The sequence below is a fragment of the Streptomyces lavendofoliae genome, assembly GCF_014649735.1.
Taxonomy (GTDB): domain Bacteria; phylum Actinomycetota; class Actinomycetes; order Streptomycetales; family Streptomycetaceae; genus Streptomyces; species Streptomyces lavendofoliae.
The window spans coordinates 162,544-181,056 of record NZ_BMTP01000014.1 but is presented as its reverse complement, the minus strand read 5'-3'; the positions used below and the strand labels follow the sequence as shown (position 1 = coordinate 181,056).

Annotated in this window: 9 protein-coding genes; 5 read left to right on the top strand and 4 right to left on the bottom strand. The window is 71.9% G+C overall.

Annotation, left to right across the window (positions count from 1 at the left end):
• Position 1: 1 nt before the first annotated feature.
• Positions 2-1,366 carry a TIR-like protein FxsC gene (locus IE109_RS25170; RefSeq protein WP_189553607.1) on the top strand — a complete coding sequence of 455 codons (1,365 nt, stop codon included), beginning with the start codon at positions 2-4 and terminating at the stop codon, positions 1,364-1,366.
• A complete protein-coding gene (gene fxsT, locus IE109_RS25165) occupies positions 1,350-5,282 on the top strand; it encodes an FxSxx-COOH system tetratricopeptide repeat protein (protein ID WP_189553606.1) in 3,933 nt (1,310 codons plus the stop codon). The genes IE109_RS25170 and fxsT overlap by 17 nt, the downstream gene beginning before the upstream one ends.
• Positions 5,283-5,405: 123 nt before the next feature.
• Here fxsT and IE109_RS25160 read toward each other — a convergent pair whose 3' ends face one another.
• Entirely contained in the window at positions 5,406-6,278 is an 873-nt protein-coding gene (locus IE109_RS25160; RefSeq protein ID WP_189553605.1) for an alpha/beta fold hydrolase, read from the bottom strand.
• Positions 6,279-6,574: 296 nt separating this feature from the next.
• Between IE109_RS25160 and IE109_RS25155 the strand changes: the two genes are divergently transcribed.
• Positions 6,575-7,660 carry a S1 family peptidase gene (locus tag IE109_RS25155; RefSeq protein WP_444545564.1) on the top strand — a complete coding sequence of 362 codons (1,086 nt, stop codon included), beginning with the start codon at positions 6,575-6,577 and terminating at the stop codon, positions 7,658-7,660.
• Positions 7,661-7,851: 191 nt separating this feature from the next.
• Here IE109_RS25155 and IE109_RS25150 read toward each other — a convergent pair whose 3' ends face one another.
• Complete coding sequence (locus tag IE109_RS25150) at positions 7,852-8,886, bottom strand: DUF3533 domain-containing protein (protein WP_189553603.1); 1,035 nt, start codon at positions 8,884-8,886, stop codon at positions 7,852-7,854.
• A 140-nt stretch (positions 8,887-9,026) separates the two neighbouring features.
• On the opposite strand from IE109_RS25150, the gene IE109_RS25145 reads away from it, so the two are divergent.
• Both IE109_RS25145 and IE109_RS25140 read left to right on the top strand, forming a co-directional pair.
• The gene (locus IE109_RS25145; RefSeq protein WP_189553602.1) at positions 9,027-12,590 is read left to right on the top strand and encodes a DNA polymerase III subunit alpha; all 3,564 of its coding nucleotides are present in this window, start codon (positions 9,027-9,029) and stop codon (positions 12,588-12,590) included.
• Positions 12,587-13,546, top strand: coding sequence for a DNA polymerase Y family protein (locus IE109_RS25140; RefSeq protein WP_189553601.1), 960 nt, complete (start codon positions 12,587-12,589; stop codon positions 13,544-13,546). The genes IE109_RS25145 and IE109_RS25140 overlap by 4 nt, the downstream gene beginning before the upstream one ends.
• A 360-nt stretch (positions 13,547-13,906) precedes the next feature.
• Here IE109_RS25140 and IE109_RS25135 read toward each other — a convergent pair whose 3' ends face one another.
• Both IE109_RS25135 and IE109_RS33750 read right to left on the bottom strand, forming a co-directional pair.
• Entirely contained in the window at positions 13,907-14,272 is a 366-nt protein-coding gene (locus IE109_RS25135) for a hypothetical protein (RefSeq protein ID WP_189553600.1), read from the bottom strand.
• Complete coding sequence (locus IE109_RS33750; protein ID WP_268251485.1) at positions 14,269-18,288, bottom strand: polymorphic toxin-type HINT domain-containing protein; 4,020 nt, start codon at positions 18,286-18,288, stop codon at positions 14,269-14,271. Before IE109_RS33750 ends, IE109_RS25135 begins: the two co-directional genes overlap by 4 nt.
• Positions 18,289-18,513: the final 225 nt, after the last annotated feature.

Genomic DNA, 18,513 nt, shown 5'->3' with positions numbered 1-18,513 from the left:
GATGCGGGTGATCACAGAGGACGGGGGTCGTGTGCAGGCGTCACCGCAAGCGCGAGCGGCGGACCATCGGCCGTACTTCTTCCTGAGTTATGCGCACACGCCGAGGTACGGACCCGGCGGCCCCGATCCCGACATGTGGGTCGAACGGCTCTTCCGCGATCTGTGCGGCCATGTGATGGCCATGACCGATCTCCCCGCCGGAGCCCCCGCCGGTTTCATGGACCGGGAGATACGCTCCGGAGAGGGCTGGTCGGAACGGCTGGGCGAAGTCCTGGCCACCTGCCGGGTCTTCGTCCCCCTGTTCTCCCCCCGCTACTTCGCCAGCGAGATGTGCGGCAAGGAGTGGTACGCCTTCGCCACCCGGGCCATCTACCACCACGCCAAACACAACAAGCCCGCCGACGCCATCGTCCCCGCCCTGTGGGTCCCGATGCCGCCCGAACAACTGCCGGGCCCCGCGGAGCGGTTGCAGTTCAACCACCGCGACTTCGGCGACCGGTACGTCACCGACGGGCTCTACGGCCTGATCAAACTCCGCATATTCACCGAGGAATACGAGCGGGCCGTGTACGAACTGGCCAAACGCATCGTCTCCGTCGCCGACACCGCGGCCATCAGCCCCAGCCGGCCCGTCGACTACCGCTCCGTGCCCAGCGCCTTCGGCACCCCCGGCCGCGGCCCGAGGCCCCTCCACATCACCGTCGCCGCCCCCACCCGCCACGACCTGCCCGCGGGCCGCGACCCCGCGTACTACGGCGACATGCCGCAGGACTGGAACCCGTACCACCCCGACGCCGCCCGGCCGCTCGCCTACGTCACCGAGGACCTGGTCCGCTCGCTCAACTACCAGGCCACCGTCTCCTCCTTCGACCACGACTCCGGCCCGCCCGACGCCAAGCAACCCCCCAGCCGCCCCGAGATCCTCCTCCTCGACCGCTGGGCCCTGAGGGACGAGGAGTGCCGCGAACGGCTCGCCGCCTTCGACGCGGAACACCGCCCCTGGGTGAGCGTCGTCGTCCCCCGCAACCAGACGGACCCCGAGACCAGGGCTGCGGACGCCGAACTCAACCGGACGCTGGAGGAGACCATGCCCGTCAAGACGGGCCAGGGCCGCGCCGCGAGCCGCGCCGCCGCCAGGGGCGTACCGAGCATGGAGGCGTTCGGCCGGATCCTGCCCCAGGTGGTGGAGGCGGCCGCGCAGCAGTACCTTCGGCACGCCGCCGTCTACCCGCCCGCGGGCGGCCGCCACACCGAGCGGCCCCGGCTGCGCGGTCCGATGGCGGGCGAACCGGGCACCACGCACTTCCTTTCCGAGACGCACGAGAACGCGCCCGATGCGGAGGATCTGGATGACAGCCAGTCGTGACGGACGCATCGTCACCTTCTACTCCTACAAGGGGGGTACGGGACGGACGATGGCCCTGGCCAACACGGCCTGGATTCTCGCCGCGAACGGCAAGCGGGTCCTGGCCGTCGACTGGGACCTCGAAGCACCCGGCCTGCACCGTTTCTTCCACCCCTTCCTCGACCCGTCCACCCTCGGCGCCACAACCGGCGTCATCGACCTGATCACCGAATACGCCTGGGCGGCCACCAGCCCCGTGCAGCGGCCCGACGACTGGCACCGCGACTACGCCCGCATCCAGCCGCACGCCGTCTCCCTCACGCCCGAGGCGCTCGGCTGGGAGTTCCCGGGCGGCGGCACCCTCGACTTCGTCTCCGCCGGCAAGCAGAACCGCGAGTACTCCGCCACCGTCTCCACCTTCGACTGGGACAACTTCTACGACCGGCTCGGCGGCGGGCACTTCTTCGACGCGCTGCGTGACGACATGAAGGCCAACTACGACTACGTCCTCATCGACAGCCGCACCGGCCTCAGCGACATCGCCGACATCTGTACCGTCCACCTGCCCGACGCGCTGGTCGACTGCTTCACCCTGAGCGACCAGTCCCTGGACGGCGCCGCCGCCGTGGCCCGCCAGATCGACGAGCGGTACGGCGGCCGGGGCATCAGGATCTTCCCCGTGCCCATGCGGATCGACGAGGGCGAGAAGGAGAAGGCCGACGCCGGCCGGGCGCTGGCCCGGCTGAAGTTCGACGGCTTCCCCAGCGGACTCACCGGAGAGGAACTCGCCTCCTACTGGGGGGCCGTGGAGATCCCGTACCGGCCCTACTACGCCTACGAGGAGACCCTCGCGACCTTCGGCGACGACGCCGGGATCGCCAACTCGCTCCTCGCCGCCTTCGAGCGGCTCACCGCCGTCGTCACCGACGGGGACGTCACCGCCATGCCGACGGTGAACGAGGAGGTACGGCTGCGGATCCGCGACGCCTTCACCCGCCGCCGCCCCGCCCTGCCCGCCGACCTGTTCCTGTCGTACGTCGCCGAGAACCGCATGTGGGCCGACTGGATCGAATCCGTCCTCACCCGGGCCGGCTTCCGCGTCGTCCCCCGCGACGTCTCCGCCGACCCGGCGACGAGCGGCGGCGACGCGCTGCACGCCGTCGAGAACGCCGCCCGCACCGTCGTCCTGCTGTCCAGCGCGTACCTCAAGTCGGCGCGCGCGGTGCAGGTGTGGGAGCGGGCCGCCGGCGAGGACCCCGGCGGCGGCCGGCGCCACCTGCTGCCGGTGCGCGTCGGGGACGTCCGGCTCACCACCCCGTACATCGACCGCAACCCCGTCGACCTCTTCCGGCTCGACGAGGTGCACGCCACGGCCGCGCTGCTGCGCGCCCTGGACCGGCCGGTCACGCTCAACGAGGGCGTGCCGCCCGGGCCGCGGTTCCCCGGGACCGTACCCAAGATCTGGAACGCGCCGCCCCGCAACCCCGGCTTCACCGGCCGGTCCATCGTCCTGGAGCGGATGCGCGACCAGCTCGGCGGCGGGATGGCCGTCGTCCTGCCCCAGCCGCAGACCCTGTACGGGCTCGGCGGCGTCGGCAAGACGCAGGTCGCGCTGGAGTACGTGCACCGCTTCATGGCCGACTACGACCTGGTGTGGTGGATGTCCGCCGAGCAGACCGACGACGTGATCGCCGGCCTCGCCGAGCTGGCCGTCCGCCTGGGCGCGCAGGGCGGCGACGACATGGCCGCCGCCTCCCAGGAGGCCGTCGACCTGCTGCGGCGCGGCGTGCCCACCAACCGCTGGCTGCTCGTCTTCGACAACGCCGACGACCCCGACGCGCTGAAGCGCTTCTTCCCGACCGGCGGGCACATCCTGGTCACCTCCCGGAACCAGACCTGGTCGCAGTACGGCGACGCGCTGCCGGTCGACGTGTTCCTGCGCGAGGAGTCCGTCGAGCACCTCCAGCGCCGCGCCAAGGGGCTGAGCGCCGAGGACGCCGAGCAGGTCGCCGAGGCGGTCGGCGACCTGCCGCTCGCCGTCGAGCAGGCGGCGGCCTGGATCGCGGAGACCGCCACCCCGGTCGGCGCCTACCTGGAACAGCTCCAGGAGGCCGCCGCGCGGACCCTGGCGCTCAACCAGCCGGCCGGCTACCCCGAGCCGGTCGCCGCGACCTGGAACGTCTCCATCGCACGCCTCAAGGAGCGCTCACCGGCGGCCGTGCGGCTGCTCCAGCTCTGCGCCTTCTTCGCGCCCGAGCCCATCCACGCCAACCTCCTGTACAGCAAGGAGATGATCGAGGCCCTCAAGCCGTACGACGCCTCCCTCCAGGAGAAGCTGGTGCTCGGCCGGGTGATCCGGGAGATCGGACGGTTCGCGCTGGCCAAGGTCGACCAGGTGTCCAACTCGATCCAGGTGCACCGGCTGGTGCAGGCCGTCATCCGCGCCCAGTTGTCCGAGGAGGAGCAGCGCCAGGCCCGGCACGCCGTCCACCGGATCCTCGCCGGAGCCCGGCCGGACGACGACGAGCCCATCGACAACCCCGAGACCTGGCCCCGGTTCGCCACCATCTGGCCGCACCTGGGCACCTCCGAGGCCCGGTACTGCAAGGAGCCCGAGACCCGCCGGCTGCTCATCGACCGCGTCCGCTACCTCTGGAAGCGCGGTGACTGGCAGACCGCCGGCGCGCTCGCGGAGGACCTGCGCGACGCCTGGCGCGAGATGCTCGGCAACGACGACCTCCAGTACCTCTACCTGCGCTTCCACCTCTCCAACATCCTGCGCTCCCAGGGCCGGTACGTGGAGGCGCGCGAACTGGACGAGGTCACCCTGGAGCGGCAGCGCGCCGTCCTCGGCCGCTCCCACCCGCACACCTACATGACCACCTCCAGCCTCGCCATGGACCTCGGCGCGCTCGGCCAGTACGGCAGGGCCATGGAGCTGGCGACCGAGGCGCACGAGGGCTTCAGCCAGATCTTCCACGACTCCCACCCGCGCACCCTGGCCGCCGCGAACAACCTGGCGCTCAACCTCCGCATGGTCGGCCACTACTCCCGGGCCCGCGAGATCGACCAGGAGGTCTTCGACCGGCGCACCGAGGTGCTGGGCCCCGAGCACCCGTACACCCTCTCCTCCGCCGCCTCGCTCGCCCGCGACCTGCGGGAGGTCGGGCGGTACGAGGACTCGGTGTCGCTCCTCTCGCGCACCTACGCCATCTACAAGGAGACCCTCGGCCGCGCCTTCCCCGGCACCCTGGCCGCCGGCAAGAGCCTCGCCGTGTCGCTGCGCCGGGCGGGCAGGACGGAGGACGCGCGGCGGCTCACCACGGCCACCCGCAACCGGTACCGCGCCAAGTACACCTACGCCCACCCCGACTCGCTGGCCTGCGACCTGAACCTGGCCGCCGACATGTTCGCGGCCGGGGAACCGGTGGCGGCCCGCGACCTGGCGCAGGAGGTCGTCGACCAGTACCGGGAGGTGCCCGGGGAGCGGCACCCCTACACCCTGGCCGCCCTCAACAACCTGGGCATCTACCAGTGGGGCTGCGGGGCGCCGGAGAGCGCGGAGCAACTGCTCCAGGCCGCGCTCAGGGTCATGCGCGAGGTCCTCGGGGAACGGCACCCGCACGCCCTGTTCTGCACGGTCAACCTCGCCAACGCCAAGGCCGACCTGGGCGAGCTGGAGGAGGCCCTGGCGATCGAACAGCGCACCGTGCGGGCGCTGCGCGAAGTCCTGGGCGGCCACCACCCGGAGGTGCTGGGCGTCGCCTCCAACCTGGCCGTCACCCTCGGCGCGCTGGGCCGCAAGGACGAGGCGGCCCAGCTGCGGACCGAGACCGTCGGCGAACTGGCCCGGCAACTGGGCGACGATCACGCGCTCACCCGCCTGGCGCGGGACGAGCGGCGGGTGCACCGGGACCTGGAGCCGCTGGCTGTCTAGTCCTGTGGCCCGGTTCGCCTCCGGGGCGCTTCGGCCGGTGTCGACGGTCGATCGTGCTCGGGTCGCTCGTTCCTCACGACCCTCCGCGCGTCCTGCCTTTCGACACCCGGGCGCCCCTTCGGCTCACTCGCCCGTGGCCAGCAGCCAGGTCAGGACCCGGGGGAGGGCGTGCAGGGCGTCGAAGTGCGCGGCGGCCGGTTCCAGGACGGCCGTCGCGCCCGGGATGCGCTGCGCGAGCCAGCGCGAGTGGCCGACGGGCGAGAACACGTCCTGCTCGCCGTGCCAGAGCAGCACCTCGCCCGGGATGTCGGCCGGGTCGAACCCCCAGGGACCGCAGAAGGCCAGCGCGTCGTCGATCCAGCCGTACGCGGAGGTGCGCAGCGCCTCCTGGTAGTTGCGCAGCAGCATCGACCGTACGCCCGCGTCCGAGACGACCATCCGGTCGGACGCGGTCAGCTCCCGCCGCAGGTCGTCCAGGAGCCGGACCGGGTCCTGGCGGATCGCGTCGGCGCGGGGCGTGAGCCGGGCCGCGACGCCCTCGGGGTCGAGGGTCGCGTGGGTGTACTCCGTGACGTTCGAGGCGGCCATGCCCTCGAACCAGTCCAGCCCGTCCGCGTCCCGGGGCGCCAGCGTCACCAGCGCGGCGGTACGGGTCACCCGGTGCGGCAGCAGGGCCGCGCAGGCCAGCGCGTGCGGCGCTCCGCCGGAGCGGCCCACCACCGCGAACCGCTCCAGGCCGAGGGCGTCCGCGATGTCCGCCACGTCCGAGGCGACGTGGGCGACGCTGCGCCCGGCCAGCCGGTCCGAACCGCCGTAGCCGGGACGGTCGTACGCGATCAGTTGCATGCCGCGCTGGTAGAGCACCATGCCCCGGGGAGCCGGTCCCAGTCTGCTGCCCGGCGTGCCGTGCAGCAGGAAGACCGGACGGCCCTGCGGGTCCCCCAGGCGTTCCACCATCAGATGCCGGCCGTCCGCCGCGCGCACCCGACGTCGCAAACCCCCCGCCTCCTCACACCGTGTCCGTCGTGGACCGTGTCCGTCGATGACTACCCCTCAGGGTGCCCCGGGAGCACCGCCTTTGTCGCCGGTGGGAACGCGGTGGGTGTTCGCAAACGGAACCGACGGGGGCACCGGGATCAGTGGGAGCCGCGGGGGCGCGCGGTGAAGGTCATGTGCGCGTCCGCAGGTCGACCTTGTGTGCTACCGGCCGGTATCGGGATGGTGGACCGACCATCCTCCGTGTCCGGGCACCCCCACGTACCCGGACACGGCCCCCCACAGGAGGTCATGTCGTGAAGCACCGACGCACACCCAGGCGGCGCGCGGCCGTCGCCGGCGCGGCCACAGTCGCTCTGCTCGGAGTCGGAGTCACCTTCCAGACTGCGAACGCCACCGAGGAAGCGCCCCGGACCGCCGTGAAGACCCTGTCGGCTCCCGCGGCGGTGACGCTCGCCGCGAAACTCGACACAGCGCTCGGCGGCGACATGGCCGGCGCGTACTACGACGCGAAGGCCGGGACCCTCGTGGTCAACGTGGTCGACGAAGCGGCCGCCGATTCCGTGCGTGAGGCGGGCGGCAGGGCCAGAATCGTCGAGCACACGCCGGCCGAGCTGACGGACGCCCGCCGGACGCTGAAGAGCCGCGCGACCATACCCGGCACGTCCTGGGCCGTCGATCCGGTGAGCAACAAGGTCGTCGTCACGGCCGACCGCACGGTCGAGGGCGCGGACTGGGAGAAGCTCGGGCAGGTCGTCAAGGGCCTCGGCTCCAAGGCCGAACTGAGGCGTACGGCCGGTGAGTTCACGCCGTTCATCGCGGGCGGCGACGCCATCCACTCCGGCGGCGGGCGCTGCTCGCTCGGGTTCAACGTGGTCAAGGACGGGGCGCCGCACTTCATCACGGCCGGCCACTGCGGCGAGCGGGGCAGCGAGTGGTCCGACTCCCCGGGCGGGGCGGCGATCGGCACCATGGTCGACTCGCAGTTCCCGGGCAACGACTTCGCGCTGGTCAAGTACGACGGCGACACCCCGCACCCGAGCGAGGTCGACCTCCATGACGGCAGCAGTCAGGTGATCACCAAGGCGGCCGAGGCGACCGTCGGCATGAAGGTGACGCGCAGCGGCTCGACCACCCAGGTCCACGAGGGCCAGGTCACCGGTCTTGACGCCACCGTGAACTACGGCGGCGGACAGGTCGTCGAGGGGCTCATCCAGACGGACGTCTGCGCCGAGCCCGGCGACAGCGGCGGCTCGCTCTTCTCGGGCGACGCGGCGATCGGCCTGACCTCGGGCGGCAGCGGCGACTGCTCCTCGGGCGGGGAGACGTTCTTCCAGCCGGTCACGGAGGCGCTCAGCACCCTCGGGGCGCAGATCGGCTGACGCACCCGCACGCCGGCCGTGCCGCCCGCACCGCCCCTGGCGCGGCCCGACACCACCGGGCCCCGGACCGCCGCACCGCCGGCGGTCCGGGGCCCGTCCGTATCCGTTCGCCGCTCCTGATCACCTCCCCGAAGGCAGGGGCGGCCCGACGGCGGAGGGTGGGGGAGCGGTGCGGCCGGGGAGCGGCGGGCCTAGGAGGGGTCCGCGCCGACGGGCCCGCCGTCCTCCCGGTCGCCCCGTCGGCGGACCGCCGACATCACCAGGGTGAGCACGGCGCCGAGGACGGCCCAGACGGCCAGCACCTGCATCGCCCCGGAGAGCGCGTTGCCCTTGAAGTACGCGATGGAGCGGGCCGCCCAGGTGCCCGCGCCCGGCGGCAGGGCGGGGCCGATCGCCCGCCAGAAGTCGGGCAGCATCGGGGCGGGGAAGGCGCCGCCCGCGCTCGGGTTGCCCGCGATCACGATCAGCAGGACCGCCAGGCCGATGCCGACGATCCCGGTGAGCGCCTGGAGCGCGAGCGTGACCGCGCCGACCGAGAAGACCACCAGGGCGCCGAGCCCCCACAGGGCGGCGACGCTGCCGGGCAGGGCGCCGAGGACCGGGCCGACGATCACCGCGCCGCCGAGGCCCCCGAGGAGCGCGGAGAGCGCCAGGACGACGAGCCGGATGACCGCGCGCTGCGGATTGGCGGGCCGGGAGCCCGCGCTGATCGCCAGGATCGACGCGAGCAGGTAGCCGCCCACGCACCACCCGACCACCAGGTAGAACGCGGACAGACCGTCGAAGTCCCGGGCGGAGGCGGGCGCCACGTCCACGGTCCGCACCGTGCGGCGCTGCGGCTTCTCGACCTCCGTGGTGATCGTGTTCAGGGCGTTGGCGAGGACGGTGCCGCCGCCGGAGGCGACCAGCAGGGTGTCGGTCGTGCCCCTCGGGTCGATGATCAGCGCGCCGTCGATCTCCCGGTCCACGATCTGCCGCCGGGCCTCCTCGGGGTCGGCGAGCACCCGGGGGTCGAGCGGGTCGCCGGGCAGCTCCGCCAGCCGGCCGGCGGCCCGGTCGGCCGCCGCTCCCGGCGCCACCACGCCGAAGGGCACGTCCCTCGGCTTCGGGTCGTGGAGCGCGCCCACGTAGGAGGCGATGAACAGCAGCTGGAGGGCGAGGACGCCGACGACCAGCAGCGCGGCGCGGGGGGAGACGGCGTTCCTGACTTCGGCGGCGAGCTTCATGTCCCCACGCTCCGGGGCGCGCCCCGTTCGCGCAGGTGGGGCGGGCCGAATGGCGGACGGGATTCGTGTCGTACGAATGTTCGAAACTGGTCTATGGTGGAAGTGGGGGAGGTGAGACAGGATCGATCCAGGAGGCGCGGGTGCCAGGGTTCACGCATCTGCACACCGTTTCGGGCTTCTCCCTGCGGTACGGGGCCTCGCACCCGGAGCGGCTGGCGGCACGCGCCGCCGAGCGCGGCATGGGCGCTCTCGCCCTGACCGACCGCGACACCGTCGCGGGCGCGGTCCGCTTCGCCGCGGCCTGCGCCAAGGAGGGCGTCCGCCCGGTCTTCGGCGTCGACCTCGCGACCGCCGGACCCGCCCCGGGCCCCGGCACCGGCGCGGGCTCCGGCACCGCCCCGGGCTCCGGCGGTCACGGCCACGGCTCCGGCGGTGGGCCGGGCGGCGGCGGGCCGGGCGGCCATGGCGGTGGCCCCCGCGACGGCGGCCTCCCCGGGACCGCCGGGCGGCGCCGCACCCCTGTGCGCGGCGGCGCCTTCGTCGACGAGTCCGCGCCCCGCGCGGTCTACCTCGCCCGCTCCCGGCAGGGCTGGGCCACCCTGTGCCGGCTGATCACCGCCGCGCACACGGCGGAGGGCTCCCCCCTGCTGCCCCGGGCGGAGAACCACGGCGACGGCGTGACCGTCCTCCTCGGGCCCGACTCCGACGTCGGCCGCGCCCTCGCCGCCGGCCGCCCCGACCACGCCGTCCGGCTCCTCGCCCCCTGGCGCGACGCCCACGGCGACGCCCTGCGGCTGGAGGTCGTCCACCACGGGCGCACCGGCACGGGGCCCGGCTCGCTGCGGCACGCCGCCCGCACCCTGGGCCTCGCCGCCGAGCAGGGCGTACGCGCCGTGCTCACCAACGCCGTGCGGTACGCCGACCCGGGCCAGGGCCCGGTCGCCGACGTCCTCGACGCGGCCCGCCGCCTGGTGCCCATCGACCCCCGCAAGGGCCTCGACAGCGGGGAGCGCTGGCTCAAGGACCCCGCCGCGATGGCGGCCACCGCCGAACGCGTCGCCGAGGCCGCCGGGCTGGGCCGCGACACCGCGCGCCGGCTCCTCGCCATGACCGAGGAGACCGCCGCCGCGTGCCTGGTCGACCCCGAGGGCGACCTGGGCATCGGCTCCGTCCACTTCCCCGAGGCGCACCTGGTCGGCGCAGGCCGGCGCACCGCCGAGCGGGTGCTGCGCTCCCGGTGCGCCGCCGGGATGGTGCTGCGCGGGCACGACCGCGAGCGGGCGTACTGGAACCGGCTGGAGGACGAGCTGCGCACCATCGAGCGGCTCGGCTTCGCCTCGTACTTCCTCACCGTCGCCCGGGTCGTCGACGACACGCGGGAGATGGGCATCCGCGTCGCCGCCCGGGGCTCCGGCGCCGGCTCCCTGGTCAACCACCTCCTCGGCATCGCGCACGCCGACCCGGTCGAGCAGGGCCTGCTCATGGAGCGCTTCCTGTCGGTGCGGCGGCCCGTGCTGCCCGACATCGACATCGACGTGGAGTCCGCCCGCCGCCTGGAGGTCTACCGCGCCATCCTCGACCGCTTCGGCCCCGAGCGCGTGGCCGCCGTCGCCATGCCCGAGACGTACCGGGTGCGCCACGCCGTACGCGACGTGGGCGCCGCCCTGTCGATGGACCCGGCCGAGATCGACCGGATCGCCAAGGCATTCCCGCACGTCCGCGCCCGGGACGCCCGCGCCGCGCTCGACGAGCTGCCCGAGCTGCGCGAACTCGCGGGGCGCAGGGACCGGTACGGCAGGCTGTGGGAGCTGGTCGAGGCGCTGGACGCGCTGCCGCGCGGCGTCGCCATGCACCCGTGCGGGGTGCTGCTCTCGGACTCCTCGCTGCTGTCGCGCACCCCGGTGGTGCCGACCAGTGGCGAGAGCTTCCCCATGTCCCAGTTCGACAAGGACGACGTGGAGGAGCTGGGGCTGCTCAAGCTCGACGTGCTCGGGGTGCGGATGCAGTCGGCGATGGCGCACGCGGTCGCCGAGATCGAGCGGGCGACCGGCGAGGTCGTCGACATCGACGACCCGGAGCAGGTCCGGCCCGGCGACCCCGCCACGTACCGGATGATCAAGTCCGCCGAGACGCTCGGCTGCTTCCAGATCGAGTCGCCGGGCCAGCGGGACCTGGTCGGGCGGCTCCAGCCGTCCACCTTCCACGACCTGGTGGTCGACATCTCCCTCTTCCGTCCCGGTCCGGTCGCGGCCGACATGGTGCGGCCGTTCATCGAGGCCCGGCACGGCCGCGCGCCGGCCCGCTACCCGCACCCCGACCTGGAGGACGCGCTGAAGGAGACGTACGGGGTCGTCGTCTTCCACGAGCAGATCATCAAGATCCTCCACATCATGACCGGCTGCGGGATGGAGGAGGCCGACGCGGTACGGCGCGGCCTGTCCGACCCCGAGTCGCAGGGGCGGATCAAGGTCTGGTTCGCGCGCCACGCGAAGGCCAAGGGGTACGCCGACGACGTGGTCGCCCGGACCTGGGAGATCGTCGAGGCCTTCGGGTCGTACGGCTTCTGCAAGGCGCACGCGGTGGCGTTCGCCGTACCGACGTACCAGTCGGCGTGGCTGAAGGCGCATCACCCGGCCGCCTTCTACGCCGGGTTGCTCACCCACGATCCGGGGATGTACCCCAAGCGGCTGCTGCTGGCCGACGCGCGGCGGCGGGGTGTGCCGGTGCTGCCGGTGGACGTGAACCGGTCGGCGGCCGCCCACACGATCGAACTGGTGTCCGGTTCACTGGGGAAGTGGGGTCTGCGGCTGGCGCTCTCCGACGTCCACGGCATGAGCGAGGCGGAGGCGGCGCGCATCGAGGCCGGCCGGCCGTACGCCTCACTGCTGGACTTCTGGGAACGGGCCAGGCCCAGCCGCCCCGTCGCCGAACGGCTCGCCCAGGTCGGCGCGCTCGACGCGTTCGGCGGCAACCGGCGCGACCTGCTGCTGCACCTCTCCGAACTCCACCGCCTCCAGCGCGGCTCCGGCTCCTACGGTGACCAGCTCCCGCTCGCGGGCGGCCGGAAGTCCGCGCCCGTCGGGCTGCCGGACCTCGACGACGCCGAACGCCTCAGCGCCGAGCTGGGCGTGCTGTCCATGGACGCCTCGCGCAACCTGATGACCGACCACCACGCCTTCCTGGCCGAACTCGGCGTGGTCTCCGCGCAACGGCTGCGTGCGGTGCCGAACGGCCGGACCGTGCTGGTCGCGGGCTCCAAGGTGGCCACCCAGACCCCGCCGATCCGGTCCGGCAGGCGCGTCATCTTCACCACCCTCGACGACGGGACGGGCCTGGTCGACCTGGCCTTCTTCGACGACAGCCACGAGCGGTGCGCGCACACCGTCTTCCACTCCTGGCTGCTGCTGGTGCGCGGCGTGGTGCAGCGGCGCGGCCCGCGCAGCTTCAGCGTGGTCGCCTCGGCCGCCTGGAACCTCGCCGAACTGGTGGAACTGCGGCGCGAGGGCGGTCTGGAAGCGGTGGCGGCCCGGCTGGCGGAGCCGGCGCCCGGGTCCCCGTCCGGTTCCTCCCCGGGCAGCGACCGCCGCATCACCATGCCCACCGGCTACCAGATGAACCCCTGGGCGGACCTGCGCCCGGCGGGCGACGGGGCGGCGAAGGTCCCGAAGAAGCTGTGGCACCAGAGTCAGGGGAGCGCGGGATGATCCTGTACGTACGATTCCGGCTGGAGCCGATGTACGAGTCGCTCCTGCCGCATCTGGTCGCGCTGCTGGGCGAGTTCACGCCCGTCGTCGAGGCGGCCCCGCCCGACGCCGCGCTCGCCGACGTACGCGGCGCCGCACGGTACTTCGGGCGCGGCCCCGCCGAACTGGCCGCCGTGATCCGGGTCAGGGCGCTCGCCCGGTACGGCGTGGACTGCGTCATCGGTGCCGGGCCGAACCCGATGCTCGCCCGTATGGCGGCGCGGGACACCGTGCCCGGCACGACCCTGGTCGTCGACGACCCGGAGAGCTTCCTGCGCGACAAGCCGGTCGCCGCGCTGGACGGGGTCGGCCCGGCCACCGCCCGCACGCTCTGCGCCTACGGGCTCGACTCGGTCGGGCGCGTCGCCGCGGCGCCGCTCGCCGTCCTCCAGCGGATCGTGGGCGCTCGGGCGGGGCGCGAGCTGTGGGAGCGGGCGCGGGGCACCGACCGCACGGCGGTCGTCGCCAACGCCGCGTCCCGGTCGGTCGCCGCCGAACGGGCCTTCGACCGCGACGAGCTGGACCGGGACCGGCACCGCCGCGCCCTGCTGTCCCTCGCCGGGGAGCTGGGCGCGCGGATGCGCGGCGAGGAGCAGGTGTGCCGCTCGCTGACGCTGACGGTGCGGTACGCCGACCGGTCGGCGACCACCCGCACCCGCACCCTGCGCGAGCCGAGCGCCCACTCGGCCGCGCTGGCCGAGACCGCGTACGCGCTGCACGAGGCGCTGGGACTCCAGCGCGCCCGCGTCCGGGGCATCGGACTGCGCGCCGAGGGCCTGATGCCCGCCGAGAAGGCCGCGCACCAGCTCTCCCTCGACCCGGGGGACGACAAGGCACGGCGGATCGAGGCGGTGGCGGACCGGGCCCGCGCGAAGTTCGGACCGGGCGCGATCGTCCCGGGCTCGCTGGCGGCCTGACGGCCTGGCCGATGGGCGTTCGGTTAAACGCGCATCGGCGTCTACGCCCAAGTGCGACTGAGTCTCCAGCGTGATGCCATTGCCGCCTCGAGCCATGACCTCCGCCGTCGGGAGCCCACCGAGATGGCCACGGCGACGAGCCGCTCCCCTGTGCCGCCCTCGTCCACTGACTTTGCCGTCAACTACTGCCGTAAGACAGCACTGGAGCCCCGACAGGGGTTACCGGTCGGGGCTCCAGATGCACCAGCAGAATTGAGATCCTCTAGTGAACGCCACCGTGAGGCGGCGCGCTCGCCGCCCCACGGCAGCTGATTGGATCAACCTATTCCGCCGATCTCAAGATGAGAATGGCGTTTCCAGCTATTCAGGCTGCGACATTAGGGAATCTCGGCCGATCTCGTATTTTTCGATCGCATCAGGAGAGTGATCCATGAACTCCTCCCAGAATCCCGGAACTTGCCAGGCGCTAGGCGCCATGGTGAGCGATCCGTCCCACTCGGTTGATACTGTCCACGATGGATGTACCTCTGGGTCAACCACTTCGAAGAGTCGCGAGTCGAAGAGGGGTGGAAGTTCGCCTCTGCGGAACTCAATCCTGAAGTAATTCGGTCCGTCCGTCTGGCAGTGCACCTCAAGAACCACGTAGATCCGCCCTTGATGCAGGGTATCCGCTCCCTGGCGAACGCTCTGCTCGTGACCTTCGAGGCCGGTGAACCTTACCTTCACGAGGTGCTCCCTCTGCGGTTCATGACGACCTTGTAGTCGTAGTCATACATGACCTCACCAGACACTCGGTTCATGTAGTAGTGCACTTGATAATCACCGTACGGGCTCTGATGTGTCGTAGTGCTGTACTTGCCCCATTGGGCAGCACCCCCGCGTTTTGCGAACAGAGCTTGCAGTTCCTTGTTCCCCATCTTCGTCCCAAGCATGGCCAACCTGGAGCCGGAGATCGCATCAGGCGTCAGCTGGCCGCTCTCAGTGAACGGTGAATTCGCCGACTCCAGCCGCAACTTTTGCGCGAGCTTCTCCCCCTGAAGGGAGCCAGATGTGATATCGCAGTTGGTGTTGTGAACGAGGACCGGCGTAGTACCCGCCAGTACATAGTACGTGTGCAGATCCTTGACGGTGAGGTTGTAGGCAGGAGCAAGCCCGGACCTGTGGCGAACACTGCTGATGGGTGCCGGGGCGCCATCGGGGGTGCGCAGAACATCTTGAGGTGTGAGATCGGCCGCGTCCTTCCAACGCTTGCCGTTTTCGGTCCAGAAGGGGTGATGGTCCGTCGTTGTGAGGGAGTCACCGGTAGACCGATCGAGGGTGATGTCAGTGAAGGCGCGATCATCTGGCGTGTAGATGGTCGCTTCGACGCGGCGAGGCTCCGTGACTCCGTTTTCAGGGTTCGTGGCCAGGACGGAGTCGCCTATTCCCACCTTTTCGATGGGGCGTGTGGTGCGGTCGCCCATGAGGACGCGAGTGCCGGCCGGGAAACTGTCCTTACCCGCCTTGGCTGCGCACTCGGCGCCTGCCCGGCTCGCCCGTGTATTCCCGATGAGCTCTTCGAGCTTGTCGGCGGCCTTTTTGGCGGCTTTGAGCTTACCTACGGGCAGGACGCCGACGGCTGCCATGGCGCAGCCGCCCCAGGTGGGTTCCTTGATGCACTTCTCGATGTCGGCGGCCCCGGAGAATTCCCATGCTCCCTTGCCGATGGCAGTCGCGATATCAAGGAAACCGACGTCGCTGAGGGGTTCGCAGGTGTAGCCGTAGATGGCGCCGCCGGCCTCCTTGTACCTGCAATTCTTCTTCTTTTGCTGCTGCTGTTGCTTGGCCAGCTCAGCCTTTCGCTTCTCCTCGGCCTGGCGCTTGGCTTCGGCGATCTCTGCCTCGCGTGCGCGTTGGACCTCGAGCCAGGCCTGGTTCGCGGAGGCCTCGGCCTGCTCCTTGCTCTTGCCGGCGGCGACGGCTGAAGCGCGCGCCCGGGCGGCTGCGTCATCGGCCTTCCTGGCGGATTCGCGGGCGTAGTTGGCGGAGAAGTCGGCCTGTGCGGCAGATGCTTCGGCGGCGTCCGCGTCGCGGTCGGCGGCGGCGGCCGCTTGGCGCGCGGTGGCTGCGGACTGACTGGCCGAGGCGGAGCTGGCCGCGGCGGCGTCGGCGGACTTCTTGGCGTCGGCGGCGTGGTCCTTCGCCACCTTCTCGGACTTCTTGGCCTCGGTGGCGGCCTCTTCCGCCTCTCCGGCGGCCTTGTTGGCCCGGGCGGCTGCTTCGGCCGCGCGCCAGCGGTTGACCTGCGCCTTGGCGGCGATGATCTCGCCTTCGGCCAGGATCCGTGCGATCTGGGCGCGGTGGTGGGCGGTGAGGGCGTCCTTCCGTGCGGCGGTGTACTGGCCGACGGCGACGAACTCGTGGAGGTCCTGCGGGGTGCCGGCGAGAGCCGCCAGGGCGGCGGCATCGAGCTCGCTGTCGTCCTTCTTGATGAGCCTGCTGGTGGTGACTTCCTCGTCGGTGATGCGGGCGGGGTACTGGCCGACCTCGAGGAAGGTGGCCAGAACCTTGCCGCTCCCATTGGCCAGGGCCTTCTCGGCGTCCTCCTTGACGCTGACTCCGCCGGTGCTGTGGATCCTGGAGACGGCGACGGTCAGGTCGTCCTGGCCGACGACGTACTGACCGGTGGTGTAGTAGTCGGCGATCTGCTGCGGGGTGCCCTTGAGCGCCTCGACCGCTCCCTGCCGGATCGAGGGGTAGGGGCTGCTCACGCTGAGCTGGAGGACCTTGTCACGGGTCTCTTCCAGGTTCGCCTTGTTCCATCCGCTGCGCAGGTATTCCAGGACGTCGGCGTCCGAGCCGCCGAGTGCGGCAGCGGCGGCCTGCTGGTGCCAGGGGCCGCGGAGCTTGAGGGCGTCCATGGCGAGCTTGCGGCCCTTGAGGGCAATGGCCGCGGTGTCCGCATCGAGCTTGGCCGCCTCCGCGGCCAGGGCCTGGGCGGTGGTGTCGAGAGCGCGGGCGTCGCGGGCGACGGTCGCGGACGCCGAGATCAGCCGTTCGGTCTGGCTCTTCTCGCTACGGGCCTGCTCCAGGGCCGCATCCTTGCGGATGGCCAAGTCCTGGGTCTCGACGTCCAGGGCGAGCTGGTGCACCTTCTTCGCGGACTTCACGGCGTTGCTCGCCGCGTCGGCGGCGACCTTCGCGGCAGTGGCCCACTTGCGCGCATCAGCCGCAGCGGTCGCGCTCTGGCCGGCGTACTTCACCGCCAGGTCGGCGGCCTCGGCGGCCTTCTCGGCGTGGTCGGCGGCGGAGTTCGCCGCGTCACGGGCCTCAAGGGCCTGCTGCGCGGAGCGTCGGGCCAGGGCGGTGGCACTGTCCGCGGCACGGTTGGCGACACCGGCGTGACGACGGGCCTCGGCCGCGGCGTTGCGCGTCGCGGCGGAGTGCACACCGGCCGCTTCGGCGTGCCGGTTGGCCTCCTCGGCCGAGCTCGCGGCCGCGTTGGCGTTGTCTCCGGCGCTGCGTGAGGCATCCGCCGCGCTGATGGCGGCCAGTGAGGCCGTACGGGCCTGCTCGGCCGCGGCGGCGGACGTGCGGGTCAGAAGCGCCGCGGCGCGGGCGTTGGCCGCGGCCTTCTTCGCCGCGTCCGCCTTGCTCGCGTCACCCGCCGCGGCGATCGCCGCGGTGTAGGCGTCGTTGGCCGCAGTGGCCGCTGCCGCGGCGGCGCCGGCGGTCTGTGCAGCGGCGATCGCCGCCGTACGCGCGGCCCGGTTGGCGGCACTGGCCGCACCGATCGCCGTCTGTGCCGCGGCGGCCGCAGCTCGCGCGGACGCGGCGGCCTGTTCGGCCTTGTACGCGGCGGTGGTGGCGTCCTTGCCTGCTTCGGCGGTTTCCCGTGCCGCCTTCGCGGCGGCTTCCTTGGCGGCCTGGGAGGCGGCGACCGCGCGGGCGGATGCCGCCTCGGACTTTCGCGTGGCCTCCCCGGCCTGGATGCCGGCCTGCTTGGCCTGCTCCGTCAGCTGCGCGATCGTGCCGTGTTCCTGGTCGCGGTTGCGGGCGACGAACTGCCCGACCTCCAGGAACTCGACGATGTCGTCAGGCGTACCGCGCAGAGCGACCTTCGCGGCGGCCTTCATGTTCGGGCCACCGACACTGAACAGTTGGGAGACCCTGACCTCGTTGTCGACCTCCCTGGCTTCGTACTGGCCCGTTTCCAGGAACTTCGCGACGGCTGCGGGACCGGCCTTCAGAGCCGCCTCGCCCGCCTCCCGCACGCCGACGCCACCCACACTGATGACACGGGAAGCCTCGACCTCACGGTCCTCCTCCAGCGGCTTCTTCCATCCGCTGTACAGGTAGGCACTCAGTTCCTCGGGTGTGCCCTTCAGCGCCTTCTTCGTGGCTTCCCGAACGGCCAACCCGCCCACACTGAAGATGCGGCTGGCCTCGACGTAGTCGTCGTCGTACTCGATCTCGGGCGCCTTGTCGAGGAATGCGCGAACGTCCTCGTCGGAACCGAGCAGAGCTCGCTCCGCGGCCTCCTTGATTCCCGAACCACCGGTCTGCCAATAGTCGACGACCAAGCTGCGGTCGAAAGCGGCATCAGCAGGAGTGGTCTCGGCAAAGGCAGGTGCGCTTCCCAGTACGCCCGCGAGCAGGGCGATGGGTAGCGCGACGCTGACGATACCTCGCCACGGCCTTGCCGTTCTGCCCGGCGGCGTTCCGGATTCTTCCCTTCCGGGAAGGAACTTGTGTCGGTTCACTGGACCGACTCCCCCTCGTTTGATTCTCAACTAAATGATGCGCATGTCGAACCTTTGCCTGCGGATCGACCCCGTGGGGTATGTCTACGGGCTGGTCACAGGTCAACCGGGCTTATCCATAAGCCGGTTCGCGAGGGGATGCCACAAGGCAGTTTCCGACTCGGCGACTTGCGTGTAGAGCACCATACATGTGTTCTACTTGTGCGTAACTTGTGCAGGCGAGTT